This window comes from Burkholderia sp. Bp9016 (assembly GCF_003857765.1).
GTDB lineage: Bacteria > Pseudomonadota > Gammaproteobacteria > Burkholderiales > Burkholderiaceae > Burkholderia.
In genome coordinates this window covers 1-20,775 of record NZ_QTPY01000046.1, presented here as the reverse complement: position 1 = coordinate 20,775, position 20,775 = coordinate 1, and the positions used below count along the sequence as shown (strand labels likewise).

Below are 20,775 nucleotides of genomic sequence, written 5' to 3'. Positions count from 1 at the left end.
CCCTGCGCGGCCATCACGGCCGGGCTCGTGTAGTTTTCCGACGCGATCAGCTCGATGTGATCTTCCTGCCGGCGGTTTTCCTGCTCGATCGCTGCAAAGAGTTCGGGATCGACGTTCGCAATGGTGCTTTGGGCTCTGTCAAACATACGGTTTCCGTTAAGTGTGTACAGGTTGACCGGGGCGGCCGAGTACATTGCGCTGCTGGCGGGACCAGCTCGACGTGGCGGAAGAATCCGTATGACGCGAGGCAAGACAGCCACCGGCGATGCACGCAACGGCGCACAACGGCTGCCCAGGCGAACGGCAAAAACGATGCCCCGCGCTTCACGGTGGGATGCTCCACCTTGAACCCGAAGGGTTCTATCGCCAGTCACGCAGGGATGATGAGCGCGTTAGTGTATTGGATGCGTCATGAATAGGCAACCGCGCGGCAGCCACCCCGAAATAATAAGGGCCAGACTCTACGCACCCGTGCGGGAGCGCTTCGCCGCCTTGCCGCGGTGCGGCAATCTCAGTAGGCTTGCGGGATACTATCCGCCACTTTGTTACCGACCAGGAGCAGCAATGATCGTGTTCGTCACAGGCGCGTCCGCCGGCTTCGGCGCCGCCATCGCCCGAGCTTTCGTCAAGGGCGGCCATCGCGTCGTCGCAACCGCGCGCCGCAAGGATCGTCTCGATGCACTCGCGGCAGAACTCGGCAACGCACTGCTGCCGATCGAGCTCGACGTGCGCGACCGCGCGGCCGTCGAAGCCGTGCTGGCAGCCCTTCCCGCCGAATTCGCGGCGCTCGACGTGCTGGTCAACAATGCCGGTCTCGCGCTCGGCGTCGAACCGGCCCAGAAGGCCAGCCTCGACGAGTGGCAGACCATGATCGACACGAACTGCTCGGGCCTCGTGACCGTCACGCACACGCTGCTGCCCGGCATGATCGCCCGCGGTCGCGGTCACATCTTCAATCTCGGCTCGGTTGCCGGCATGTATCCGTATCCGGGCGGGAACGTCTACGGCGCGACCAAGGCTTTCGTCAGACAATTCAGCCTGAACCTGCGCGCCGACCTGATCGGCACGCCGTTGCGCGTAACCGACATCGAGCCGGGCCTCTGTGGCGGCACGGAATTCTCGAACGTCCGCTTCCGCGGCGACGATACGAAAGCGGCAAACGTCTACCAGAACGTCCAGCCGCTCACGGCCGAGGACATCGCCGACACGATCTACTGGATCGCGACGCGCCCCGCGCACGTCAACATCAACACGATCGAGATGATGCCGGTCGCGCAGGCGCCGGCGGGTCTCACGATCCATCGCGGCTGACGCGCCGGATGCGCCGCGGGCCCTGCCAGAGGCGGGCCCGCGGTGTGATACGGCGTACTACATTCCGTTACGAATCGGTTACGAATCCGGTCCCGCCCTTCCGGTAGAATGCGCGCCATGACTCAGCCTACCCGCTCCCCGGATGCGCCCCCCGGCTTTACCTGGCGGGTGCGCGTGTACTACGAGGATACCGATGCAGGCGGCATCGTTTTCTATGCCAACTACCTGAAATTCTTCGAGCGCGCCCGCACCGAATGGCTGCGTGCGTGCGGCATCGACCAGCGTCGGCTCGCCGACGACACCGGCGCGATCTTCATCGTCCGCAGCACGTCGCTCGACTACCGCGCACCGGCGCGACTCGATGACGCACTGGCGATCACGAGCCGGCCCGGACGCATCGGCCGCGCATCGGTGGAATTCACGCAGGAAGCGTGGCGTGGAGACACGCTGCTCGTCGCCGGGCATATCCGCCTCGGCTGCGTCGACCGTACCGGCATCCGGCCCGCGGCGATCCCGCCGGTCGTACTCGACGCGCTGCATCGCGGGCCCGTCATCGACACCGGGCAGACCGTATTGTCAACGAAGCTCGCATGAGCACCGTTTAGACAATGCCCATGAACTTGCCTTCCTGAATCGATACTAAGCAAGGTTCGGCGCCAGGCCTGGCCGGCGCGCCGCGCCGCACGCATACCCGGCGCCCCGAAGGGACGTTACTCAAACCTCTATGAACACTTCTCAAGACCTGTCGATCATTTCCCTCGTCCTCAACGCGAGCGTGCTGGCCCAGGCCGTGATGGGGCTGCTGCTGCTGCTGTCGCTGATGTCGTGGACCTTCATCTTCCGCAAGTGGTTCGCGATCCGCCGTGCACGCGCGCAGACCGAGCGCTTCGAAAAAGACTTCTGGTCGGGCGGCGACCTGCAGGCGCTGTATCAGAGCGCGGCCAACAACCGCCATACGATCGGCGCGCTCGAGCGGATCTTCGAATCGGGGATGCGAGAGTTCCTGAAGGCGAAGGAAAAACGAATCAGCGATCCGGGCCTCGTCCTCGACGGTGCGCGTCGCGCGATGCGCGCGTCGTTCCAGCGTGAAATGGATGTGCTCGAAGCGAACCTCGCGTTCCTCGCGTCGGTCGGCTCGGTCAGCCCGTACATCGGTCTGTTCGGCACGGTGTGGGGGATCATGAACTCGTTCCGCGGCCTCGCGAACGTGCAGCAGGCCACGCTCGCGAACGTCGCGCCGGGCATTGCGGAAGCGCTCGTCGCCACCGCGATCGGCCTGTTCGCCGCGATTCCGGCAGTCGTCGCGTACAACCGCTACGCGCACGACATCGACCGCCTCGCGATCCGCTTCGAGACCTTCATCGAAGAGTTCTCGAACATCCTGCAGCGTCAGGCCCAGTAAGGAGCACGCCATGGCAGGAAGTCCCATTCGATCCAGCATGCGCGGCGGCCGCGGGCGCCGTGCGATGGCCGACATCAACGTCGTGCCGTACATCGACGTGATGCTCGTGCTGCTCGTGATCTTCATGGTCACGGCACCGCTCGTCGCCCCGTCGATCATCAATCTGCCGACCGTCGGCAATGCCGCGCCGCAGGAGCAGACGCCGCCCGTCGTCGTCAACATCAAGGCCGACCGCACGATGAGCGTCAAGTACAAGGGCGACTCGGGCGCGACGCAGGAAGACACGATGACCAAAGACGAGTTCGACAGCTTCATCTCGTCCCGCCAGGCCGACCATCCCGACCAGCCGGTCGTGATCGCGGCCGACAAGACCGTGCAGTACGATGCAGTGATGACCGTGATGTCGGATCTGAAGGCGCGCGGCGTCAAGCGCGTCGGCCTCCTCGTCAAATCGCAATGAACCGGCAGCAATCCACGCGCAGCAACGCCTACCCGCCTCAGCCCCCTCGCGAGCGCGGAACCTGGCGTGCGTTCGCGCTCGCCGCGCTGATGCACGTGCTGCTCGCGCTGTTCCTCTATCACGGCGTGCAGTGGCAGAACAGCACGCCGGCCGGCGCCGAAGCCGAACTGTGGACCGCGGTACCCGACGTCCCCACGCCGCGCCCCGCCGTGCCGCCGCCGCCCGCGAAGTTGGCCCCGCCCGCTCCGCCCGTGCGCGACGAGCAGGCCGACATCGCACTGCAGCAGAAGAAGCGGCAGCAGGAAGCGGCCGCGCGTGAAGCGCTGCTCGAACAGCAGCAGCGCCGCGCGCAGCAACTGAAGCAGCAGGAAGACGAAGCCCGGCGCGCGCAGCTCGCCGCCCAGCAGGCCGCCGCGCTCGCCGCGCAAAAGGCCGCCGAGCGCGAAAAGCAGAAGCAGGCGGACAAGCTGAAGCAACAGCAGCTCGTCGAGCAGCAAAAACTCGAGCAGCAGAAGCTCGAGCAGCAGAAACTTCAACAGCAGAAGCAGGCGCAGCTCGAGGCCCAGCAGGCGGCAAAGGCCAAGGCCGATGCGGCCGCGAAGGCGAAGGCGGAAGCCCAGGCACAGGCCAAAGCCAAGGCGAAGGCCGAAGCAGCTGCCCGCGCGAAGGCCGATGCAGCATCGAAGGCGAAGCTCGACCAGGAACGGAATGCACGCCTTGCGCAGATGCAGGGCATGGCAGGCGCCGGCGAAGGCGGCGGCCAGGGCCTGGCGCACAGCGGCACCGGCACGGGTTCCGGTGGCAATGCCGCGTCGCCCGGCTATCCTGACAAGGTGCGTCGCCGCGTGAAACCGAACATCGTCTGGGGCGGCGAGCGCGCCGGCCTGACGACCGTCGTCGCGATCCGCTGCTCGCCATCGGGTGACGTGCTGAGCGTTTCGATCCGCCGTTCGAGCGGAAATTCGGGGTGGGATCAAGCCGTGGTCAATGCGATCCAGGCATCGGTCCCGTTGCCACCCGATTCTAACGGTCGTACCCCATCAGACATTACGATTACCTTCAAGGCGGCGGAGTGAACGGAAATGCGCTTACACTCCGGGCGTCGCTGTCGGACGGGAACGAATCGGGTATTTTTACTGTCTCTGCGGTTGCGCAGCGATTCAAGTCATACGGGAAGCAAGAAGCATGAGTTTGATGACGAAGCTAGGTTTCAGGGCACTCGTGGCCTCGTGTCTGATTGCCGCGGGCGGCACCGCTAATGCGCAGGTCAACGTGCTGATCACCGGCGTCGGTTCGACCCAGTTCCCCATAGCGACCGCGAACTTCGCGAACGAGGCGGGCCTGTCGCAGCAGGTCACGTCGATCGTCCGCGCCGACCTCGCCCGCAGCGGCAAATTCACCAATATCGACGCGGGCAGCACGCCCGTGCCCGAGACCGCATCGGTCGATCTCGGCGCATGGAAGGCCAAGGGCGCCAACGCGTTCGTTGCCGGCAGCGTGAACCGCGAAGCGAACGGCCAGTACAAGGTGAACTTCATCCTGTACGACACCGTGAAGCAGCAAAGCCTCGGCGGCCTGTCGCTGACGGCCAACGACAGCACGCTGCGCACGGCCGGCCACAAGATCGCCGACTACATCTACCAGAAGCTGCTCGGCGTGCGTGGCGTGTTCGCGACGCGCCTGTCGTACGTGATCAAGACGGGCAACCGCTACCAACTGCAGATCTCGGACTCCGACGGCCAGAACGCGCGCATCGCGCTGTCGAGCACGGAGCCGATCATCTCGCCGGCGTGGTCGCCCAGTGGCACGAAGGTCGCGTACGTTTCGTTCGAGCGCAAGAAGCCGATCGTCTACATCCACGACCTGCCGACCGGCCGCCGCTACATGGTCTCCGACCAGAAGGGCAACAACAGCGCGCCGGCCTGGTCGCCGGACGGCAACACGCTCGCGGTCGCGCTGTCGCTGACGGGCAATACGCAAATCTATACGGTCAACGCGAACGGCGGCGGGCTGCGTCGTCTCACGCAGAGCAGCTCGATCGACACCGAGCCGTTCTACTCGCCTGACGGCCACTGGATCTACTTCACGAGCGATCGCGGCGGTGCGCCGCAGATCTACCGGATGCCCGCGCAAGGCGAAAGCGCCGGCGCCGCGCAACGCGTGACTTTCACCGGCAGCTACAACACCAGCCCGCGCATCAGCCCGGACGGCAAGCTGCTCGCTTACATCTCCCGCACGGGCGGGGGCTTCAAGCTGTACGTTCAGGATCTGCAAACGGGCGCGGCGAACGCCATCACCAATACGAATCGCGACGAATCGCCAAGCTTCGCGGCAAACGGCCAGTACATCCTCTACGCCACCCAGTCGGGCGGGCGCAACGTACTGGCCGCCGTGCCTTCCGACGGCAGCGCGCCGCCGCAGATCCTGTCCGTCCAGGGCGGCTCCGTTCGTGAGCCGTCGTGGGGGCCCTTCATGCAATGACCACAAGGAGAGTAACCATGATGTCGAAAAAAGTTCGTCTGGCCCTGGCCGTGATGATGATCGGCACGCTCGCAGCGTGTAAGTCGGGCGTGAAGCTCGACGACAAGGCCAACAACGCGGGTGCGATGAGCACGCAGCCGAGCGCCGACAACGTCGCACAAGTGAACGTCGATCCGCTGAACGATCCGAACAGCCCGCTCGCGAAGCGCAGCATCTACTTCGACTTCGACAGCTATTCGGTGAAGGACGAGTACCAGCCGCTGCTGCAGCAACACGCTCAGTACCTGAAGAGCCACCCGCAGCGTCACGTGCTGATCCAGGGCAACACCGACGAACGCGGCACGAGCGAGTACAACCTCGCGCTGGGCCAGAAGCGTGCGGAAGCTGTTCGCCGCGCGATGGCACTGCTCGGCGTGAACGACTCGCAGATGGAAGCCGTGAGCCTCGGCAAGGAAAAGCCGCAAGCAACGGGTCACGACGAAGCATCGTGGGCGCAGAACCGTCGCGCCGACCTCGTCTACCAACAGTAAGTAACGGAAGAATCGCCGTATGACGCACCGTGTATCCTGGCTGCGCACTGCCGCAGCATTCTGCGTCGTTGGCGCGGCGTGGTCGGCCGCGCCCGCGCACGCCGGCATGTTCGACGACAACGAGGCGCGCCGCGCCGTGCTCGATCTGCGCACCAAGAGCGACAACCTGGCGAGCCAGTTGTCTGCAGCCCAGCGTACGATCCTCGATCAATCCGGCCGTCTCGACCAGCTGAACCAGCAGGTCGCGACGCTGCGCGGCGAGAACGAGGATCTGACGAACCGGCTGACGACGCTCGAACGGCAGCAGAAGGAGTACTACCAGGATCTCGACACGCGGCTCAAGAAGTTCGAGCCGCAACAGGCGACGATCGATGGCGTCGAGGGCACCGTGCAGCCGGGTGAAACGGATGCGCTCAGCGCGGCGCAACAGCAGTTCCGCAACGGTAACTTCAAGGCGGCGGCTGCGTCGTTCCGCAGCTTCATCGCGAAGTATCCGCAGAGCCCGTACCAGCCGACCGCGCAATACTGGCTCGGCAATGCGCAATACGCGCTGCGCGACTATCGCGGCTCCACGGCAACGTGGCAAGCGATCGTGAGCAAGTATCCGCAGCATCCGCGCGCGGCCGACGCCCTCGTCGCAATCGGCACGAACCAGCTCGAACAAGGCCAGAAGGCGGCCGCGAAGAAGACGTACGAGCAGGTCGTATCGCAGTACGCCGGGTCGAACGCTGCGCAGACGGCGCAGGGCAAGCTCGAAAGCATCAAATAATTATCGCGACGGGTTGTTGACAGCCCAATAACCCGTCGCTATAATCTTTTGCTCTTTGGGTCGCTTGCCCAGTTGCAGAAGCAACGAACCAACAGAACAAGTTTCAAGAACGTGGGGTGGTAACTCAGTTGGTTAGAGTATCTGACTTTTAATCAGAGAGTCGAGGGTTCGAGTCCCTCCCACCCTACCAACTATCTTCGATAGTGCAAAAAGCCTCCCTCGCGGAGGCTTTTTTGCGTCTGTTGCTTTTGAGTCAGGACATCCGTTCCGTGACCGCAATGGGCTCCCTGAAAGAAGCACACCGTACGCGAATCGACGCCACACGCAGGCTGTCAGGGCGACGCTGCTCGCCAGCGCGGCATCATGCGCCCGCAAGCGTCGATCGCCCTGTCCGTCACGGCTGTCGCACGTTGACCTCCTCTGCCTTCTCCGACGTCGCCGCCGCAACCGGCACCTGCCCCGCCGCCGCTGCCGGCGCGTGCAACCGCATGATCCCCTCGTCCCCGACTTCGACGTACAAATCGCCCCGCGGCGTGACGACCATCCCCGCCGGCCGGTTCAACGAACCCGGCAACGTACCGGCACGATTGCCGCGCGAGCCGAGTTGCCCCGCGATTACCGCCGCGTCGCCCGTCGGATCGATCCGCAGCACGGTATGGTTGCCGCTGTCGCTCACGTACACGTTGCCGCTCGCATCGGCCGCAATGCGATCCGGCATGCACCATGTCCAGTCGCAACTGATCAGGTTGTTCGTCAGCCGATCCTTTTCGTCGCGCGACTCCGCTTTCGCGAGCGCACCGTAGTACGCATGTTCCGCGGCCGGCCACGGCCCCGGCAGGAAGTGGATCCGGTGTTCGCCGGTCGCGGGATCGATCTGCCAGATCACATCGCGACTCAGCACGAAGAGCTGTCCTTGCGGGCCGATCGCAAGATCCTCGTAGCTGCCCGGCATCCGGCGGCTCGTGACGAAACGTTCGACCTCTTCACGCGGAATCTTGTACTGCTGTTCATCGCGCGCAACGGTCGTGACCGTTCCCGTCGAGAAATCGAGCCGTCGGATACGGGCGCCGCGCCTGCCGATGTACGGACTGTCGTCGAGCACGTACAACCGGCCGTCATGATCGAAGCGCAGATAGCGTGGCCGCCAGTACGTCGCTTGCGCGAACGGGCCGTCGATCCGCGTCTCGTCGCTGAGCTTGCCGCTCACCGTCTGCACGTTGCCATGCGGATCGATGCGGCGGATCAGTGCATTGCCGCTGTCCGCCACGTAGAGATTGCCCAACGCATCCAGCGCAAGCCCAGACGGATAACGGAAGCGCGCGCTCGAACGCGGCCCGTCGGCACGCCCTTTCTCGTCCGGTGCGCCGGCCCACAGCTCGCCCTTGCCGTCCGGCGCAATCCGGTAGATCGCGTCGTCGAGCCGGTCGACGTAATAGATCGTGCCATCGGCGGCGACCGCGAAATCGTCATCGACCGATCCCGGCAACGGCACGAACTTCGAGTCGGCCACCAGCGACGCGTCGCTGCGGTTGCTCGTGCCCGCATAGGCGAGCAGCCGTCCGTCCGGCTCCGCCCGCAGCACGACCTCGCCGCTGCCCGTCGTCACCAGCCGACGCCCCGAGCCGTCGATCGCGAGCGACGTCAGATCGCGATCGTCCGAGCGTCCGCGGTGCAACGCCGGCGATGCGACACGCACCGTCGCGGTCGGCTTGCCGTCGGCGCCGAGGGTCACGATCGAACGTGCGCTTGCGGCAATCATCCGCCCGGCGCCGTCGAACGCGAGCGCGATGTAGCCAGGATCGTCCTGCGTATCGCTCGCGTCGGGTTGCTTGTCGGTCCCGGCGGCCGGAGCCGAGCCGATGAACGGCACGGCGCCGGCCAGTGCGGCCACCGGGCCGGGCTCGGGCGGCACGCGCGTCGCCGCCGCCGCTGCCTCGGCCACGGCAGCCGCCGCAGCCGCCGCAGCCGCCGCCGCGCCGCTCGCCGTATCGATGCCGTCCGGTGCACCACCGGTCCTGCACGCGGGCAACGCCACATAGCCGGTCGGCGTCACGTGGCCGAACGTCTTGCCATCGGTCACCCAGATCTCGCCGGTCGGGCTCGCCGCGATCGCGCGAATCCCCGACAGCGCGCAATCGCCGTCGGACTGCGGCGTCCAGGTCACGACCGAACCGTCGGTGCCGACGATTCGCAGATGGTCGGAATACCGCGAGAGCGTCCACAATCGGCCCTGTCCGTCCAGCGCGATCATGTCCGGCTGGTTGAGCTGGCCGACCCCGCGCGGACCGTCGGCATCGCCCGATTTGCCCGGCACGCCGGCGACCGTCGCGACGGTACCGTCCGGCCGGATCGCACGCACCAGCGAATTGCCGGTATCGGCCACATAGACGGTGCCGTCCGGCGCGCGCACGGCATCGCCCGGCTGGTCGAAGCGCGCGGCGGACGACGCACCGTCCTGATACGCGCGCACGCCGCTCCTGCCGGCGAGCGTGGTCACATGGCCCTGCGCATCGATGTGTCGCACGGTCGACGCGTACGTGTCCACCACCAGCACGCCACCGTCGCGGTCCGCATGCAGTCTCAGGCTGCCGGCGAAGCGTGCCGCCGTACCGCTACCGTCGAGATTGCCTTCCGAGCCCGGCGTGCCGGCCACCCATTCGAGCGACGGCCCGCCCGCCGGCGGAAAACTGCCGCACGCACCGAGCAGCACGGTCGCGGCTGCGCACGTTGCGATGCGCATGCCGATACCGTTCGCGTTCCAGATCATCGTGTTCCCCTTCCCCATGCCGTTCCTGCCAGTTGCCGAACGATTTGCCTTCTTCACTGCGACGTCCCCTCCGCGGCCGGCCGGCAAAACAGCTCGCCGCTGGCGGCGACGTAGTCGCTCAGCGTGCCGGCCTCGTGCACGTCGAACAGCGACACGCTGCCGGACTGGCTTGCATTGAGCACTGCGAGCCGGTTGCCGTCCGGACTGAAGGCCAGCGCGAGCGGCCATTCGCCGCTGTGATACGCCGCGCGCAGCATGCCCGTCGCGCGGTCGGCGACCAGCACCGTGTTCTCCTGCGGCAGGCTGAACGCCACCGTGCGGCCGTCCGGGCTGAGCGCGAAGTTGTAGCTCGTCAGCCCGCGGCAATACTGCGCCGCCTGGCGCGGACGTAGCGTGTTCGCGTCGTAGGCCGCGATACCGTCGCGAAACAACGCGACCAGATCGCCGGAGCCGCGCTCGACGGCCAGGTCGTAGGCATCCGCATCGGGAATCGTGCCGACCTGTGCGCGCGTCTGCGTGTCGAATGCGTCGATGCTGCTTGCCACACCGTTCGTCACGAACAGGCGCTGCCCGTCGCGAGACAGGACCAGCGCCGCGGGCCGCCCGAACGGCTGGTTGCCGGCGTTCCCGCCGCCTAGCGCAATCGGCTTGCCGAGCGTGCGGAACGTGTCGAGATCGACAACCGAAACCGAATTGGCGACGACGTTCAGCACATACGCGCGCGTGCCGTCGGGCGACACGGCCACGGCCTGCGGAAAGCGTTGCACCTTCGCGACGCCATCCACGTGACCGCTGTCGAGATCGAGCCGCGCCAGCGAATCCGCGCGCATCGAACTGACGTATGCATGGCGCTCGTCGGCCGCGATCGCAATACCCGTTGCCCCCGTTCCGCGACAGAAGTTGTCCGGACAACCATCATTGGGCGCCTTCGCCGGCGGATCGCCGAAGTCGCGCACGCGCTGCCCCGCCGCGACGTCGATCACGGCGACGGTGTTGTCGCCGTTGCTGGTCACGTACAGATACTTGCCGCCCGGCCCGAACGCGATGCCGGCGGGACTCTTGCCGACCGCAACGGCAGCGGGCGCATCGGCCTTCGCCGGCTCCGTCTGCGCGACGACGTCCGCGGCCAGCATCGCCAGGGTCACGGCAATCACCGCGCGATGCAGGACACGCGACTTGAAATCGACTCTCACTCTCTTGATTCCTCGAAGGCAGGGACCGTGTGCACGCTCACGTCGCGCAGCACCGCCCCGTATCCTGCATACAGGTTGCCGCCGGGCAGCAACTGCCGCTGCACGAGTTGCCGATGCACGGCCGGCAGGTTATGGAACGGCATCCGCATGAACAGATGGTGTTCGATGTGGAAATGAATCGCGTGCGGGCCGAACAGGAACGTCTGCCACGAACGCCGGCCGATCGTGCGCGCGTTGCGGCTTTGATCCGCGCAAGCCGGCAATCCCGCATGTTCGAAGATCGCACGCACCTGCCCGGCGAGCGGCAGCAGCGTGACCGACGGCACGATCCACAAGCCGAGGTACAGCAACGGATGTCCGGCCGTCGCGAGCGCGGCGAACAGCACGCCGTTCGCGGCGAGCATCGACGCAAGCTCCCACGCCGCATACGCGCGCGACTTGCGGACCTTCGGCAACGCATGGGCAAACGCACCGCGCGCAAGCTTCACGACGCTCGTCACGTAGCCGATCCCGCACGCGTAAGCGAGCAGGCGGCCGGCCAGCCGCACACGCGACACCGGATAGTCGTGAACGCCGAACAGCAGCGCGACCGGATCGTCCGCCTGCATCGGCGCACGATGATGTTTCAGATGACCGGCGCGATACGTGCGCAACGACAGCCACAGCGGGCCGGCGGCGAACGACTGGCCCAGCATGTCGTTGACGCGCGGGTTTCGCGCGAGCAGCCCGTGCGCGCCTTCGTGCATCATCACCGCGAGCGCGAGCTGGCTGCGCGCGATCACGATCGCGGCGCACACGTACACGAGCGGGTGCGCAAACGCGATCGCCGCCGCGAACGCCGCGGCGATCAGCATCCAGTCGCCCGCGAGCGCCGCGCAGACGCGCGACGGCTTCACGCGGAACAACGCGGCGTCGGGCACGAAGCGCGAGAGCGCGGCGTTCGACCCGGCATGCGGATTCACTTGCGCCATGCGAGCCTCCCGCGCACCGAGCGCCGCTCGACCCACATCGCACTGCCCATCGCGAGCGCCACGCCGCCCAGCACGTCGGCGACCGTATGCTGCTTGAGCGTCAGTGTCGACGCGCAGATCAGCACGCCGATCGCGATCGGCATGCCGCGGCGGCGCTCCGTCAGCATGCGGCACGCAAGACACGTGACGGCGACATGCAGGCTCGGAAAGCCGTTGGCCGCGAGATCGAGCCGCCACATCCGTGCGAGTCGGTGGCGCACGAACGCATTGCCGATCTCCGCGACGTCGGGCCTCGGCACCGCTTCGGGAAACAGCAGGAAGCAGACGATCCCCGCGACGAAGGCGATCAGCACCGCGTCCCTGAACGCGACGAACGCCGGCGGCCGCGCATAGGCGGCAAGCGCAATCACGAACGGAAAGAAGCCGACGTAGACGAACCACGACCACGCGATGAACGGAATCCGCTCATCGAGCTCGGTGGCGAACACGTAGCGCGGCGTGACGCCACGCTCGAGCAGGATGAAGACGGCAAGCCCCGCGGCCATCCCGAATGCCGCGGCCAGCATCTGCCGCAGATCGGGCCGGCGATCGATGGACGACAGGCTGTTCATCGCGATGCCGGCGCCTCGCGTTGCGTGTCGACATCGGCGTCGGCGTGCCGTGCATTCGGCCGCAACGCGAGGATGCGCGACGTCCATCCGTCCACCCGCGAGCGCGCATGCTCGCGACCTTCGGCCGTTGCGGCACGCGTGCCGGCATCGCGCATCAGCGCGCTCGCCGCGTGCGCGATGTCCTGCCGGAACGCAGCGGCGTCGCCGCACCACGTGACGACGCGATGCACGAGCTGCAACCGGGCGGCCCGCGCGGCGTTGCTCGCCTGCTCGGGCTGATCGGTCAACACGAGCAGGATCGGCCTGCGATAGACGCGCGCGATCGACAGCGCCGCCATCCCCGGCGCCGAAACGATCAACGGCGCATGCGCGGCGCGCGTCGGCCAGTCCGCGTCGACGCCGGTCCAGCCGTCATGCGCGGCATAGCCTTCACCGACCCGGTGCGCGGCCAGCCCCGCGTCGTGCAGTCCCGCCGACAGCGCATCGGCCAGCGCGACGTCGCTGAAGTGCGGATTCAGGTACACGGCCGCGGCGGCCGGCTCCGATGCAGGCCATTCGCCGACGACCGGCACCGGTGTCGGCAACCGGTAGCGCGTGCGCGAACCCTGCACGTCATCGGTCGCGTCGCACGCGAAGTCGTGCTCGATGCAACACAGCGCCGAATCGATCTGCCAGTCGACGATCCGGGAGAATGCGCGCGCCAGCACGCGCGGCAGTCGTCCGTTGAAGTTCGCGGTCAGCGCGCCGCGCAGGCTGCCGCCATAGACGTGCACGATGCGGCCGCGCCAGCCGGGCACCGCGCCCATGAACAGCAGCGCCGGATGAAATGAATCGTTGATCACGAGATCGGCGTCGCGGACGATCGCGTGCAGCCGCGCGATGTCGCGCAGCATCCGCGTCGGCCTGAATACGTAGTGCGCGACGTTGCGATCCGTCGCATCGCGCAGCATGTTCTGCCGCGTGTCGAACTGCACCGCATAGTGACGCGACAGCACGGCGGCCTCGATGCCGAACGCGGACAGGAAGGCCTGCCCTGCGTCGGACGTCGTCAGCACGTCGACCTGTGCACCGGCCGCGCGCAACGCATGCACGAGCAGTTGCGCACGCATCAGATGACCGCGCGCATCGGCGGTCGCGAGATAGACGATGCGCAACATCATGCGCGTGCCCCCGGTCGCCATGACTGAATCCATCCGGCCGCGTACATCGCCAGCGCGCCCGTCACGCTGAATCCGGCCTCGATCGTGCGGATCTCGTCGAGCAGCGCCGCGAGATGCACGACCTCGGACGGCGCGACGAGGCGGCGCAGCGTATCCGCGCAGAGTCGCACATGCCGTGCCTCGTCGGCCAGCACCCGAGCGAAGAGCGGATGCAGCGCATGCGCTTCGCCGAGCGCCGCGCAGTGGCGCGCGAGCACCCGCATCGCCATCTGCTCGGCACACAGGCCCGTCGCGTAGGTCGGCACGAGCACGCCTTGCGCGAAGCGCGGCGCATAGCGCCGCCCGAGCCGGCGCCACCGGATGATCTTGCGCCGGGTCACCCAGTCCGGTTCGCGCGGGCCCGCCGCGGCCGTCACGCCACGCATGCGCAGTGCGTCGGCGAACGCGGCCGCGTGGCGGCGCTCGTCCGCGAGATGCTGCTCGAGCCGCAGCGCGAGCCAGTCCGGCGGCTGTCCGATCCGTTCGTCATGCAGCGCGCACTCGGTCGCCTCTTCGCCGATCAGGTACATGCGCAGGATCCAGCGCTCGCCGCGCACGCTGCGATGCAGCCGCCGGATCGCCGCACGCTTGATCCGGTCGACGAGATACGCGCGCATGCGCGCGGCGCCGCGCGGCACGCGCTGCTCGAGACACTCGAAGCCTTCGCCGGGCGCGGCGTGCGGCGACACCGGCAGTTCGCCTGCCCGCGTCATGCCGGCATGCCCGGCGCGGAACGCGCGACCTTCGGCGCGACGGCCGACGCCGCAGCGGACGCCGCGGCCGGATCGCGATGCCAGCCCAGAATCAGGCCGACGAAGCTTTCCTGCAGGAACGCATGCGCGGATGCGGCGGCTCCGGCGAATGCCTCCTCGTGGCCGTTCACGCGCAGGTAGCCGTTGCCGTCGCGCGCGCCGAGTTCGATCCGGTCGTTCTTCGCGAAGCCGCGCTCGCGCAGCGTCTTCACGAGCGGGCTGCCGTCGAGGCCAAACAGGAACAGTTCGCGCTGCGCCACCCACACCGGGATGTGGTCGCTCAGGATATCGAAGCGGATCGCCCAGGTACCGGATGCGAGCGCGCCGGCGATGTCGCCGTCGCGTGGCCCGTTCGACGTGAAGCTCGCGCGCGCGACCGACTTGGTCAGCTTGCCGACGCCGAGCGCGATCGTGATGTCGTCGTCGGCCGGCTGCTTCGGATCGGTCGCGCGCACCTTCACGAGATGCTGCGCGAGCCGCGACGCGAACGACGGATGCGCGAACAGCGCGCTCGTCTCGTCCGGCGTGAGCACGTCGCGCTCGCCGCCGCCCTCCTTCACGCGTACGCGATACGGATCGATCCGGACGTCGGTGAACTTGCCGTGCACCGGCGCATGAACGTACACGTCGCGGTCCCATTTCGCGCCGACGCGACGCAACAGCACGTGCACGCTCAGCGGCACGCGCTGGCCGTCGCCGTCGACGCCCGTGCCCTGCAACAGCACGTCGCCGAGCACGTCCTTCGTGCGGCGCGCCGCGTCGCTCGAAAAGACGATCGTATGCGTATCGGTATCGACGCTCGCATGAACGTCCGGCGCATCGAGCGCGACGCGATTGCAGTCCGTCGCCGCCGCACTCGCGAACGGGCAGCCGCTTTGCGACGCGAAGTGATAGATCCCGCGCCCCGCATGATCGACCGGCGCGGCATGAGCGGCGGCGCTGGCGGCAAACAGGGCGAGGCAGGCAACACGGGTAGCGAATGAGGACATGGTCGTCTGGGGGAAATCGGGGCGTGGTGGGTGTACCGCGAGGCGTGGCGCGGTGTCGCTCAATGACGGTGATACGACAGCGCTTCGAGCTCGCGCCGCGCCGACCCGCGCCCGGACAATCCGAAGCCGCGGGCGAGCGCACCGAGCGTATCGACCGCGGACGCGCCGATCGTCACGCCGATGGCCGCGACGTAACGGGCGAAGCCGAGCCGCGGCAATTGCTGGCGATCGAGCGCGCGCAGGCTGTAGCCGAGCCGCATCGCCATCACGCAGAACGGGCCGAGCGGGCCGCTGCGGCCAAGCCACTGCCACGCATGCGGCAGATATGCATTCACGAGATACGGCGTGAGCCCGACGCTGTCCTCGCCGCGCATCCAGCGCAGCTTCAGCGATTCGCGACGCGTGTCCGGCAGCCGGTGCTCGGTGTGCGCGCACGGCGCGAACTCGATCGCGATGCCGGCGGCCTGCATCCGCAGCCCCAGCACCTGACAATGTGCGCGATACACGCCGTCGAGCGGCTCGTAACGATATCGGGTGAACACGTCGTGCCGGAACGCGACGTTGTTCGCGTAGAAGTTGCGCGTCGCGCCGTCGCGCAGCGGGCTCGGAAAGTACATGAAGTCGATCGACGTCAGCGCGACGCCAAGCACGTTCGGCGCATAGCTGGTGCGCCCCGCCACCGCAACGGGCCGGTCGTCGCCGTGGCGCGCGAACGGCGCGAGCAGGTGCTCGAGCCAGTCGTCGGCCGGCCGACAATCGGCATCGCCGAACACGACGACGTCGCTGCGCGCCGCATCGACACGATCGAATCCTTCGTTCTTCGCTTCGTAATAGCCGGTGCTCGCGTCGATCTCGACGAAGTCGATCGGGCGGCCGGCGAGCGCGGCGATCTGCGCGCATGCGTCGCCAGGCAACCCGTCGTGCGTGATGATCCATTGCGCGAGCGAAGCCGGCGGCACCGTCTGGTTCGACAGCGCGGACACGAGGCGCTTCAGGCTCTCGACGGCCTGCGCGATGTCGGCACCGCCGCGCAGGTTGTTGGTCTCCAGCACGAGCGCGGTGCGGCTCGCCACGGAACGGGCGGCCGCGCACGTGTCGTGCATCGGTTGCATATCGTCTGGCATCCGGAGTGTCTCCATCGTCATGCGCGGCGGCACGGATGAATCGGGCGTACGGAAATCCGGCCGTGCGCCGGCGCCTGCTGCCCGCCGCGAGGTTCGTCGCGCGACGCGCGGCCGCAACGGCCGCCCGCCCCGCGTGCGCTCATTCCGTCACGGACGGCGTGGAATCTGCGTCGGTGAAACGCGGCTTCGCGCTCTGCATGTCGCGCGTATTCTTCTGCACGGTCACCGCGCCGAACAACGCGAGCACGAACGACATCGCGTAGAAGCCTTTCTCGCTCAGCTGCAGCGTCGCGTTGATGAGGCCGACGATCAGCAGCGCGATCGCGAGCAACAGGGCGACCCAGCTCAGCCCGTAATAGATGCCGGTGACGGGAATGCCTTCCGCACGATCGCGCACGCTCTTTTGCAGCGAAATCGCCGCATAGAGGCCGAACGCGAGCACGGTGAAGTAGTAGCCCTTCTCGTTGAGCTGCATGCCGGCGTTCCAGAGGCCGATCAGGAATGCGGCAAAACCGGCGATCAGCGCGGCCCACGACGCCGCGACGAATGCGAACGACGGCTGCTGGATGGTGGTCTGGTTCATTGCTGTTGCCCTCTCTCTTGTTGTTTCTTGTTCGGAAACGCGCTTCGCAGGAACGCGTTTCGCGCATGGTAGCAGCTTTGCCGCGTCGCACGGCGACCGCGCTTGCCGTCCTACACGCCGCGCTGCGCACGCCGCCAGCGCCCCGGCGTCGTGCCGAGCACCGCGCGAAACGCCTTGCCGAAAGCCGCCTCCGACTGATAGCCGACCGCCTGTCCGATCTCCGCCTGTCCACGCTGGGTATCCTGCAGCAGCGCGCACGCATGCATCATCCGGATCTGCGCGACGAACGCACCGACGCTCATCCCGGCCTTCTCGCGGAAATGCCGCGCATAGGTCGCCCGCGACATCGCGGATGCCGCGCCGAGCGATTCGACCGTCCACGGCTGCGCCGGCGCCTGCAGCACGGCCTGGACCGACGGGCCGAGCCGCGCATCGGCGGCGAGCGCGAGCCAGCCGGCCGGCACGCTTGCGTCGCGCCCGTATGCGCGCAACGCGTAGGCAAGCAGCGCCTGTCCAAGCGCATTCACGATCGCGCGCGCGCCGGGCTGCGCATTCGACGCCTCGGCACGCAGCACGCTCGTCAGCAGTTGCAGCGGTGCAAGCCCCGATGCTTCGCGCAGCCCGACGTGCAGCACGCGCGGCAGCGTGCGCATCAGCAATTCGCCGGCGCCGCGCGCATAGACGAAGCGTCCGCACAGCAGGTCCACGCTCGCGCCCCCCGGTTCGGCGGGATCGAGATTCGACTGGACCGGCAGCACCGCGCCGCCCGCTGCGACCGGCTCGCGCAGCGGCGCCACCGACTTCGCCCGACCGCCCCCGACATCGGTCAGATCGTGCGCGTCGCTCGCCGGCAGCAGCACGAAGTCGCCGTCGGCCAGTTGCAGCGTGCGTCCGTCGGCGGTACGCATCAGGCAGCTTCCCGCCAGCAACAGATGGAACGCCGCTTCACCCGGCGGCAACGGATCGAGCGGCATCGCGAAGGAGCCGTCGAGCAGGCAGCGCACGTCGAGTTCGACATGGCTACGGCCCAGCGACAACAGTTGGCTCAATGCATCCATGAGACGATTGCGCTAAAAATTGACACTCTAGCGTATCGAAACCCTCAGCGCGAGCGATCAGAATAGTCCTGCATCGCCCGAGATCGCGGCAACCCCGCCCCGCTCCATCACTTCGAAAGGACGCATCATGCTGAACTGGAACGAATACCGGAAGGAACTCTCGACGCGCGTCGGCGAAATCGCCAAGCTGTCGCCCGATACGCTGGCCGGCTACAAGGCGCTGTCCGGTGCCGGCGCCAAGACGGGCCATCTGGATGCGAAGACGCGCGAGCTGATCGCACTCGCGGTGGCCGTCACGACGCGCTGCGACGGCTGTATCGCGGTACACACGGCCGAAGCCGCGAAGCATGGCGCGACCAGGGAGGAAGTGGCGGAGGCGCTCGGCGTCGCTATCGCGCTGAATGCCGGCGCGGCGCTCGTGTACTCCGCGCGCGTGATGGACGCGCTCGGCGACTGACGATCGCAGCCGGGACGCAACCCGGCGCAATGCGCCGCATGACGATCGCGACGGACCCCGGCCGATCGGCCGGCCGCCGCGATCGCCTTCGACCGCGCCGCGAAGTCGGCTACCATGCGCGAACGATTCATCGCGAAGGAGCACGCCATGTGCCGCTGGCTCGCTTACACGGGTAATCCGATCCATCTCGAAACGGTGCTGTTTCGCGCGAAGCATTCGCTGATCGACCAGAGCCTGCATTCGGAGCTGGGCGCCACGACGACCAACGGCGACGGCTTCGGCATCGGCTGGTACGGCCATCCCGACGAGCTTCCGTTTCGCTACCGCTCGGTGCATCCCGCGTGGAACGACCGCAACCTGCGCGAGGCAGCCCGCGCGATCCGCTCGAGGATGTTCATTGCGCACATCCGCTCGGCGACCGACACGCCCGTGCAGGAAACCAACTGCCACCCGTTCCGCCACGGCCGCTGGCTGTTCGCGCACAACGGGCTGATCCGCGATTTCCACAAGCTGCGCCGCGACCTGACGATGAAGGTCGATCCCGCCCTGTTCCCGACGCTCGAAGGCTCGACCGACTCCGAGCTGATGTTCCGCCTCGCGTTGACGTACGGCCTCGAACAAATGCCGCTGCCGGCGCTCGAACGAATGGTCGGCGTGGTCGAGGAAACCGCCGCGCAGTATCACGTCGCCGAGCCGCTCAACATGACGATCTGCGCAACGGACGGCGACCGGATCATCGCCGTGCGCTATTCGAGCGAACGGCAATCGCGCTCGCTGTTCCACAGCACGTCGTTCAGGCATCTGCACGAACTCTATCCGCACAATCCGCGTATTGCCGAAGCCGGCGACGACGCGTTCATGGTCGTGTCGGAACCGCTCGTCGACCTGCGCGGCGCGTGGGAGGAAGTGCCGGAAAGCACGGCGATCGTCGCGCATGGCACCGACGTCCAGCAGCGGCCATTCAATCCGCGGCACAAATAGGCCGCGAGGCGCTCACGACGCCGACCTCATCGCGCCAAACGAGTCCGGAGCGAGCCGGATTCGGCGAACGATGCCACGGCGAGCGCATCGAGAAGACTCATATCGGTAAAAAAACACGGTCGTCTTAAATCGAGACATAAACCGGATGACGTTCGTTCCGCCCGAATCGAGCATGCTATAGTTATCGCCGTTTTTTTAGTATCGCAACCACTCCCACCACAATCGGCATCGAGTCCCGCCGCAGTTCCCGGCTGCAATCCACGCAAATGTTTGCGTGCGGTCGCTCGTCCGGCGAGCCTCGGGAGACTCAACGGAAAGTGGCGATACGGCGGGCACAACGGCACGAAGCGGGCCGTCGCGGCATAGAAAATTAATAGTCTTGCAATGCGGATTGCGCCGACCGCGCAGTCGGCAAATGCGTCGCTATATGGGGGTGTCTCCCGAATATGCGGCGAGCAAGCTGGTCCATCCATGCCAGGCGGGACCGCGCAGTTTTTTGATATTCTTCGTCCCGCGTCAACCGAGGGCGATGTACACAACGAGAGCACGGCAGTATTGCCTGCCATTAACATAAAAAAGAGGCTACATGATATTGGTTACTGGTGGCGCCGGTTTTATCGGTGCCAACTTTGTGCTGGATTGGCTGCGTCAATCGGACGAATCGGTTCTTAACGTCGACAAACTGACCTATGCGGGCAATCTGGGAACGTTAAAATCGCTGCAGGGCAATCCGAAGCACGTGTTCGCGCAGGCGGATATTTGCGATCGCGCCGCACTCGACGCCCTGTTCGCCGAGCACAAGCCGCGCGCGGTTCTGCATTTCGCCGCAGAAAGCCACGTCGATCGCTCGATTCACGGCCCGGCCGATTTCGTTCAGACCAATGTCGTCGGCACCTTTACGCTGCTCGAAGCCGCGCGTCAGTACTGGAATACGCTGCCTGAAGCCGAAAAGGCCGCATTCCGGTTCCTGCACGTGTCGACCGACGAAGTATTCGGCTCGCTGTCGCCCACCGACCCGCAATTCTCCGAAACGACGCCGTACGCGCCCAACAGCCCGTATTCGGCGACGAAGGCCGGTTCCGATCATCTCGTACGTGCCTACCATCACACATACGGGCTGCCGACGCTGACCACGAA

General features: G+C 66.8%; 21 protein-coding genes, 1 tRNA gene, 1 pseudogene and 1 riboswitch. Of the genes and pseudogenes, 12 read left to right on the top strand and 11 right to left on the bottom strand.

Annotated elements, in window-relative coordinates:
• Positions 1–146 (bottom strand): annotated as a pseudogene (gene glyA, locus DIE13_RS31330) (serine hydroxymethyltransferase); the annotation flags it as partial.
• Positions 147–283: 137 nt separating this feature from the next.
• Positions 284–384, bottom strand: a riboswitch (ZMP/ZTP riboswitch).
• Positions 385–564: 180 nt separating this feature from the next.
• Here glyA and DIE13_RS31320 point away from each other — a divergent pair.
• The 9 genes from DIE13_RS31320 (at position 565) to DIE13_RS31280 (ending at position 7,143) form a co-directional block, all read left to right on the top strand.
• The gene (locus tag DIE13_RS31320) at positions 565–1,311 is read left to right on the top strand and encodes an SDR family oxidoreductase (protein ID WP_124830856.1); all 747 of its coding nucleotides are present in this window, start codon (positions 565–567) and stop codon (positions 1,309–1,311) included.
• 108 nt (positions 1,312–1,419) lie between these two features.
• Positions 1,420–1,905, top strand: coding sequence for a tol-pal system-associated acyl-CoA thioesterase (gene ybgC, locus DIE13_RS31315; RefSeq protein WP_124830855.1), 486 nt, complete (start codon positions 1,420–1,422; stop codon positions 1,903–1,905).
• A 130-nt stretch (positions 1,906–2,035) separates the two neighbouring features.
• Positions 2,036–2,713 (top strand): protein TolQ, encoded by a 678-nt coding sequence (gene tolQ, locus DIE13_RS31310; RefSeq protein WP_021157170.1) that lies wholly within the window; start codon positions 2,036–2,038, stop codon positions 2,711–2,713.
• Positions 2,714–2,723: 10 nt separating this feature from the next.
• Positions 2,724–3,173 (top strand): protein TolR, encoded by a 450-nt coding sequence (gene tolR / locus DIE13_RS31305; RefSeq protein WP_124830854.1) that lies wholly within the window; start codon positions 2,724–2,726, stop codon positions 3,171–3,173.
• Positions 3,170–4,249, top strand: a complete 1,080-nt coding sequence (gene tolA / locus DIE13_RS31300; protein ID WP_124830853.1) for a cell envelope integrity protein TolA — start codon at positions 3,170–3,172, stop codon at positions 4,247–4,249. Before tolR ends, tolA begins: the two co-directional genes overlap by 4 nt.
• A gap of 109 nt (positions 4,250–4,358) precedes the next feature.
• Positions 4,359–5,654 (top strand): Tol-Pal system beta propeller repeat protein TolB, encoded by a 1,296-nt coding sequence (tolB, locus tag DIE13_RS31295; RefSeq protein ID WP_124830852.1) that lies wholly within the window; start codon positions 4,359–4,361, stop codon positions 5,652–5,654.
• A gap of 17 nt (positions 5,655–5,671) precedes the next feature.
• On the top strand, positions 5,672–6,184 hold the full coding sequence (gene pal / locus DIE13_RS31290) for a peptidoglycan-associated lipoprotein Pal (protein ID WP_096504964.1): 513 nt from the start codon (positions 5,672–5,674) through the stop codon (positions 6,182–6,184).
• 19 nt (positions 6,185–6,203) lie between these two features.
• Positions 6,204–6,953, top strand: coding sequence for a tol-pal system protein YbgF (gene ybgF / locus DIE13_RS31285; RefSeq protein ID WP_098549643.1), 750 nt, complete (start codon positions 6,204–6,206; stop codon positions 6,951–6,953).
• Between the two features lie 113 nt (positions 6,954–7,066).
• Positions 7,067–7,143 (top strand) — tRNA-Lys (locus DIE13_RS31280).
• Positions 7,144–7,347: 204 nt separating this feature from the next.
• On the opposite strand, the gene DIE13_RS31275 is transcribed toward DIE13_RS31280, so the two are convergent.
• The 10 genes from DIE13_RS31275 to DIE13_RS31230 all read right to left on the bottom strand — a co-directional run bounded on the left by DIE13_RS31275 (position 7,348) and on the right by DIE13_RS31230 (position 18,200).
• Positions 7,348–9,738 (bottom strand): hypothetical protein, encoded by a 2,391-nt coding sequence (locus DIE13_RS31275; RefSeq protein WP_124830851.1) that lies wholly within the window; start codon positions 9,736–9,738, stop codon positions 7,348–7,350.
• Positions 9,739–9,773: 35 nt separating this feature from the next.
• A complete protein-coding gene (locus DIE13_RS31270; protein WP_124830850.1) occupies positions 9,774–10,913 on the bottom strand; it encodes a YncE family protein in 1,140 nt (379 codons plus the stop codon).
• Entirely contained in the window at positions 10,910–11,884 is a 975-nt protein-coding gene (locus tag DIE13_RS31265; protein WP_124830849.1) for a fatty acid desaturase family protein, read from the bottom strand. Before DIE13_RS31265 ends, DIE13_RS31270 begins: the two co-directional genes overlap by 4 nt.
• Positions 11,872–12,495, bottom strand: coding sequence for a phosphatase PAP2 family protein (locus DIE13_RS31260; protein ID WP_124830848.1), 624 nt, complete (start codon positions 12,493–12,495; stop codon positions 11,872–11,874). Before DIE13_RS31260 ends, DIE13_RS31265 begins: the two co-directional genes overlap by 13 nt.
• Positions 12,492–13,655: a hypothetical protein gene (locus tag DIE13_RS31255; RefSeq protein WP_124830859.1), complete on the bottom strand. Its 1,164-nt coding sequence runs from the start codon at positions 13,653–13,655 to the stop codon at positions 12,492–12,494. The genes DIE13_RS31260 and DIE13_RS31255 overlap by 4 nt, the downstream gene beginning before the upstream one ends.
• Positions 13,652–14,407, bottom strand: coding sequence for a hypothetical protein (locus DIE13_RS31250; protein ID WP_124830847.1), 756 nt, complete (start codon positions 14,405–14,407; stop codon positions 13,652–13,654). Before DIE13_RS31250 ends, DIE13_RS31255 begins: the two co-directional genes overlap by 4 nt.
• Positions 14,404–15,435 (bottom strand): hypothetical protein, encoded by a 1,032-nt coding sequence (locus DIE13_RS31245; RefSeq protein WP_124830846.1) that lies wholly within the window; start codon positions 15,433–15,435, stop codon positions 14,404–14,406. Before DIE13_RS31245 ends, DIE13_RS31250 begins: the two co-directional genes overlap by 4 nt.
• A 59-nt stretch (positions 15,436–15,494) precedes the next feature.
• Positions 15,495–16,559 carry a glycosyltransferase family 2 protein gene (locus tag DIE13_RS31240; RefSeq protein WP_233409945.1) on the bottom strand — a complete coding sequence of 355 codons (1,065 nt, stop codon included), beginning with the start codon at positions 16,557–16,559 and terminating at the stop codon, positions 15,495–15,497.
• Positions 16,560–16,698: 139 nt separating this feature from the next.
• Positions 16,699–17,142, bottom strand: a complete 444-nt coding sequence (yiaA, locus tag DIE13_RS31235; RefSeq protein WP_124830845.1) for an inner membrane protein YiaA — start codon at positions 17,140–17,142, stop codon at positions 16,699–16,701.
• 110 nt (positions 17,143–17,252) lie between these two features.
• The gene (locus DIE13_RS31230; protein ID WP_124830844.1) at positions 17,253–18,200 is read right to left on the bottom strand and encodes a cupin domain-containing protein; all 948 of its coding nucleotides are present in this window, start codon (positions 18,198–18,200) and stop codon (positions 17,253–17,255) included.
• 127 nt (positions 18,201–18,327) lie between these two features.
• Between DIE13_RS31230 and DIE13_RS31225 the strand changes: the two genes are divergently transcribed.
• The 3 genes from DIE13_RS31225 to DIE13_RS31215 form a co-directional block, all read left to right on the top strand.
• The gene (locus tag DIE13_RS31225) at positions 18,328–18,657 is read left to right on the top strand and encodes a carboxymuconolactone decarboxylase family protein (RefSeq protein ID WP_124830843.1); all 330 of its coding nucleotides are present in this window, start codon (positions 18,328–18,330) and stop codon (positions 18,655–18,657) included.
• A gap of 147 nt (positions 18,658–18,804) precedes the next feature.
• Positions 18,805–19,638, top strand: coding sequence for a class II glutamine amidotransferase (locus DIE13_RS31220; protein ID WP_124830857.1), 834 nt, complete (start codon positions 18,805–18,807; stop codon positions 19,636–19,638).
• A 586-nt stretch (positions 19,639–20,224) separates the two neighbouring features.
• A partial coding sequence (locus DIE13_RS31215; RefSeq protein WP_124830842.1) for a dTDP-glucose 4,6-dehydratase occupies positions 20,225–20,775 on the top strand: 551 nt, incomplete at its 3' end.

Bases quoted from the DNA above. Each gene is read 5' to 3' on its own strand.
- DIE13_RS31240 (WP_233409945.1), bottom strand. From the start codon at position 16,559: ATGCCAGACGATATGCAACCGATGCACGACACGTGCGCGGCCGCCCGT.
- DIE13_RS31245 (WP_124830846.1), bottom strand. From the start codon at position 15,435: ATGTCCTCATTCGCTACCCGTGTTGCCTGCCTCGCCCTGTTTGCCGCC.
- tolB (WP_124830852.1), top strand. From the start codon at position 4,359: ATGAGTTTGATGACGAAGCTAGGTTTCAGGGCACTCGTGGCCTCGTGT.
- tolR (WP_124830854.1), top strand. From the start codon at position 2,724: ATGGCAGGAAGTCCCATTCGATCCAGCATGCGCGGCGGCCGCGGGCGC.
- DIE13_RS31320 (WP_124830856.1), top strand. From the start codon at position 565: ATGATCGTGTTCGTCACAGGCGCGTCCGCCGGCTTCGGCGCCGCCATC.
- ybgC (WP_124830855.1), top strand. From the start codon at position 1,420: ATGCGCGCCATGACTCAGCCTACCCGCTCCCCGGATGCGCCCCCCGGC.
- DIE13_RS31255 (WP_124830859.1), bottom strand. From the start codon at position 13,655: ATGATGTTGCGCATCGTCTATCTCGCGACCGCCGATGCGCGCGGTCAT.
- DIE13_RS31250 (WP_124830847.1), bottom strand. From the start codon at position 14,407: ATGACGCGGGCAGGCGAACTGCCGGTGTCGCCGCACGCCGCGCCCGGC.
- DIE13_RS31260 (WP_124830848.1), bottom strand. From the start codon at position 12,495: ATGAACAGCCTGTCGTCCATCGATCGCCGGCCCGATCTGCGGCAGATG.
- yiaA (WP_124830845.1), bottom strand. From the start codon at position 17,142: ATGAACCAGACCACCATCCAGCAGCCGTCGTTCGCATTCGTCGCGGCG.
- DIE13_RS31265 (WP_124830849.1), bottom strand. From the start codon at position 11,884: ATGGCGCAAGTGAATCCGCATGCCGGGTCGAACGCCGCGCTCTCGCGC.
- DIE13_RS31275 (WP_124830851.1), bottom strand. From the start codon at position 9,738: ATGGGGAAGGGGAACACGATGATCTGGAACGCGAACGGTATCGGCATG.
- DIE13_RS31225 (WP_124830843.1), top strand. From the start codon at position 18,328: ATGCTGAACTGGAACGAATACCGGAAGGAACTCTCGACGCGCGTCGGC.
- ybgF (WP_098549643.1), top strand. From the start codon at position 6,204: ATGACGCACCGTGTATCCTGGCTGCGCACTGCCGCAGCATTCTGCGTC.
- tolA (WP_124830853.1), top strand. From the start codon at position 3,170: ATGAACCGGCAGCAATCCACGCGCAGCAACGCCTACCCGCCTCAGCCC.
- DIE13_RS31230 (WP_124830844.1), bottom strand. From the start codon at position 18,200: ATGGATGCATTGAGCCAACTGTTGTCGCTGGGCCGTAGCCATGTCGAA.
- tolQ (WP_021157170.1), top strand. From the start codon at position 2,036: ATGAACACTTCTCAAGACCTGTCGATCATTTCCCTCGTCCTCAACGCG.
- pal (WP_096504964.1), top strand. From the start codon at position 5,672: ATGATGTCGAAAAAAGTTCGTCTGGCCCTGGCCGTGATGATGATCGGC.
- DIE13_RS31220 (WP_124830857.1), top strand. From the start codon at position 18,805: ATGTGCCGCTGGCTCGCTTACACGGGTAATCCGATCCATCTCGAAACG.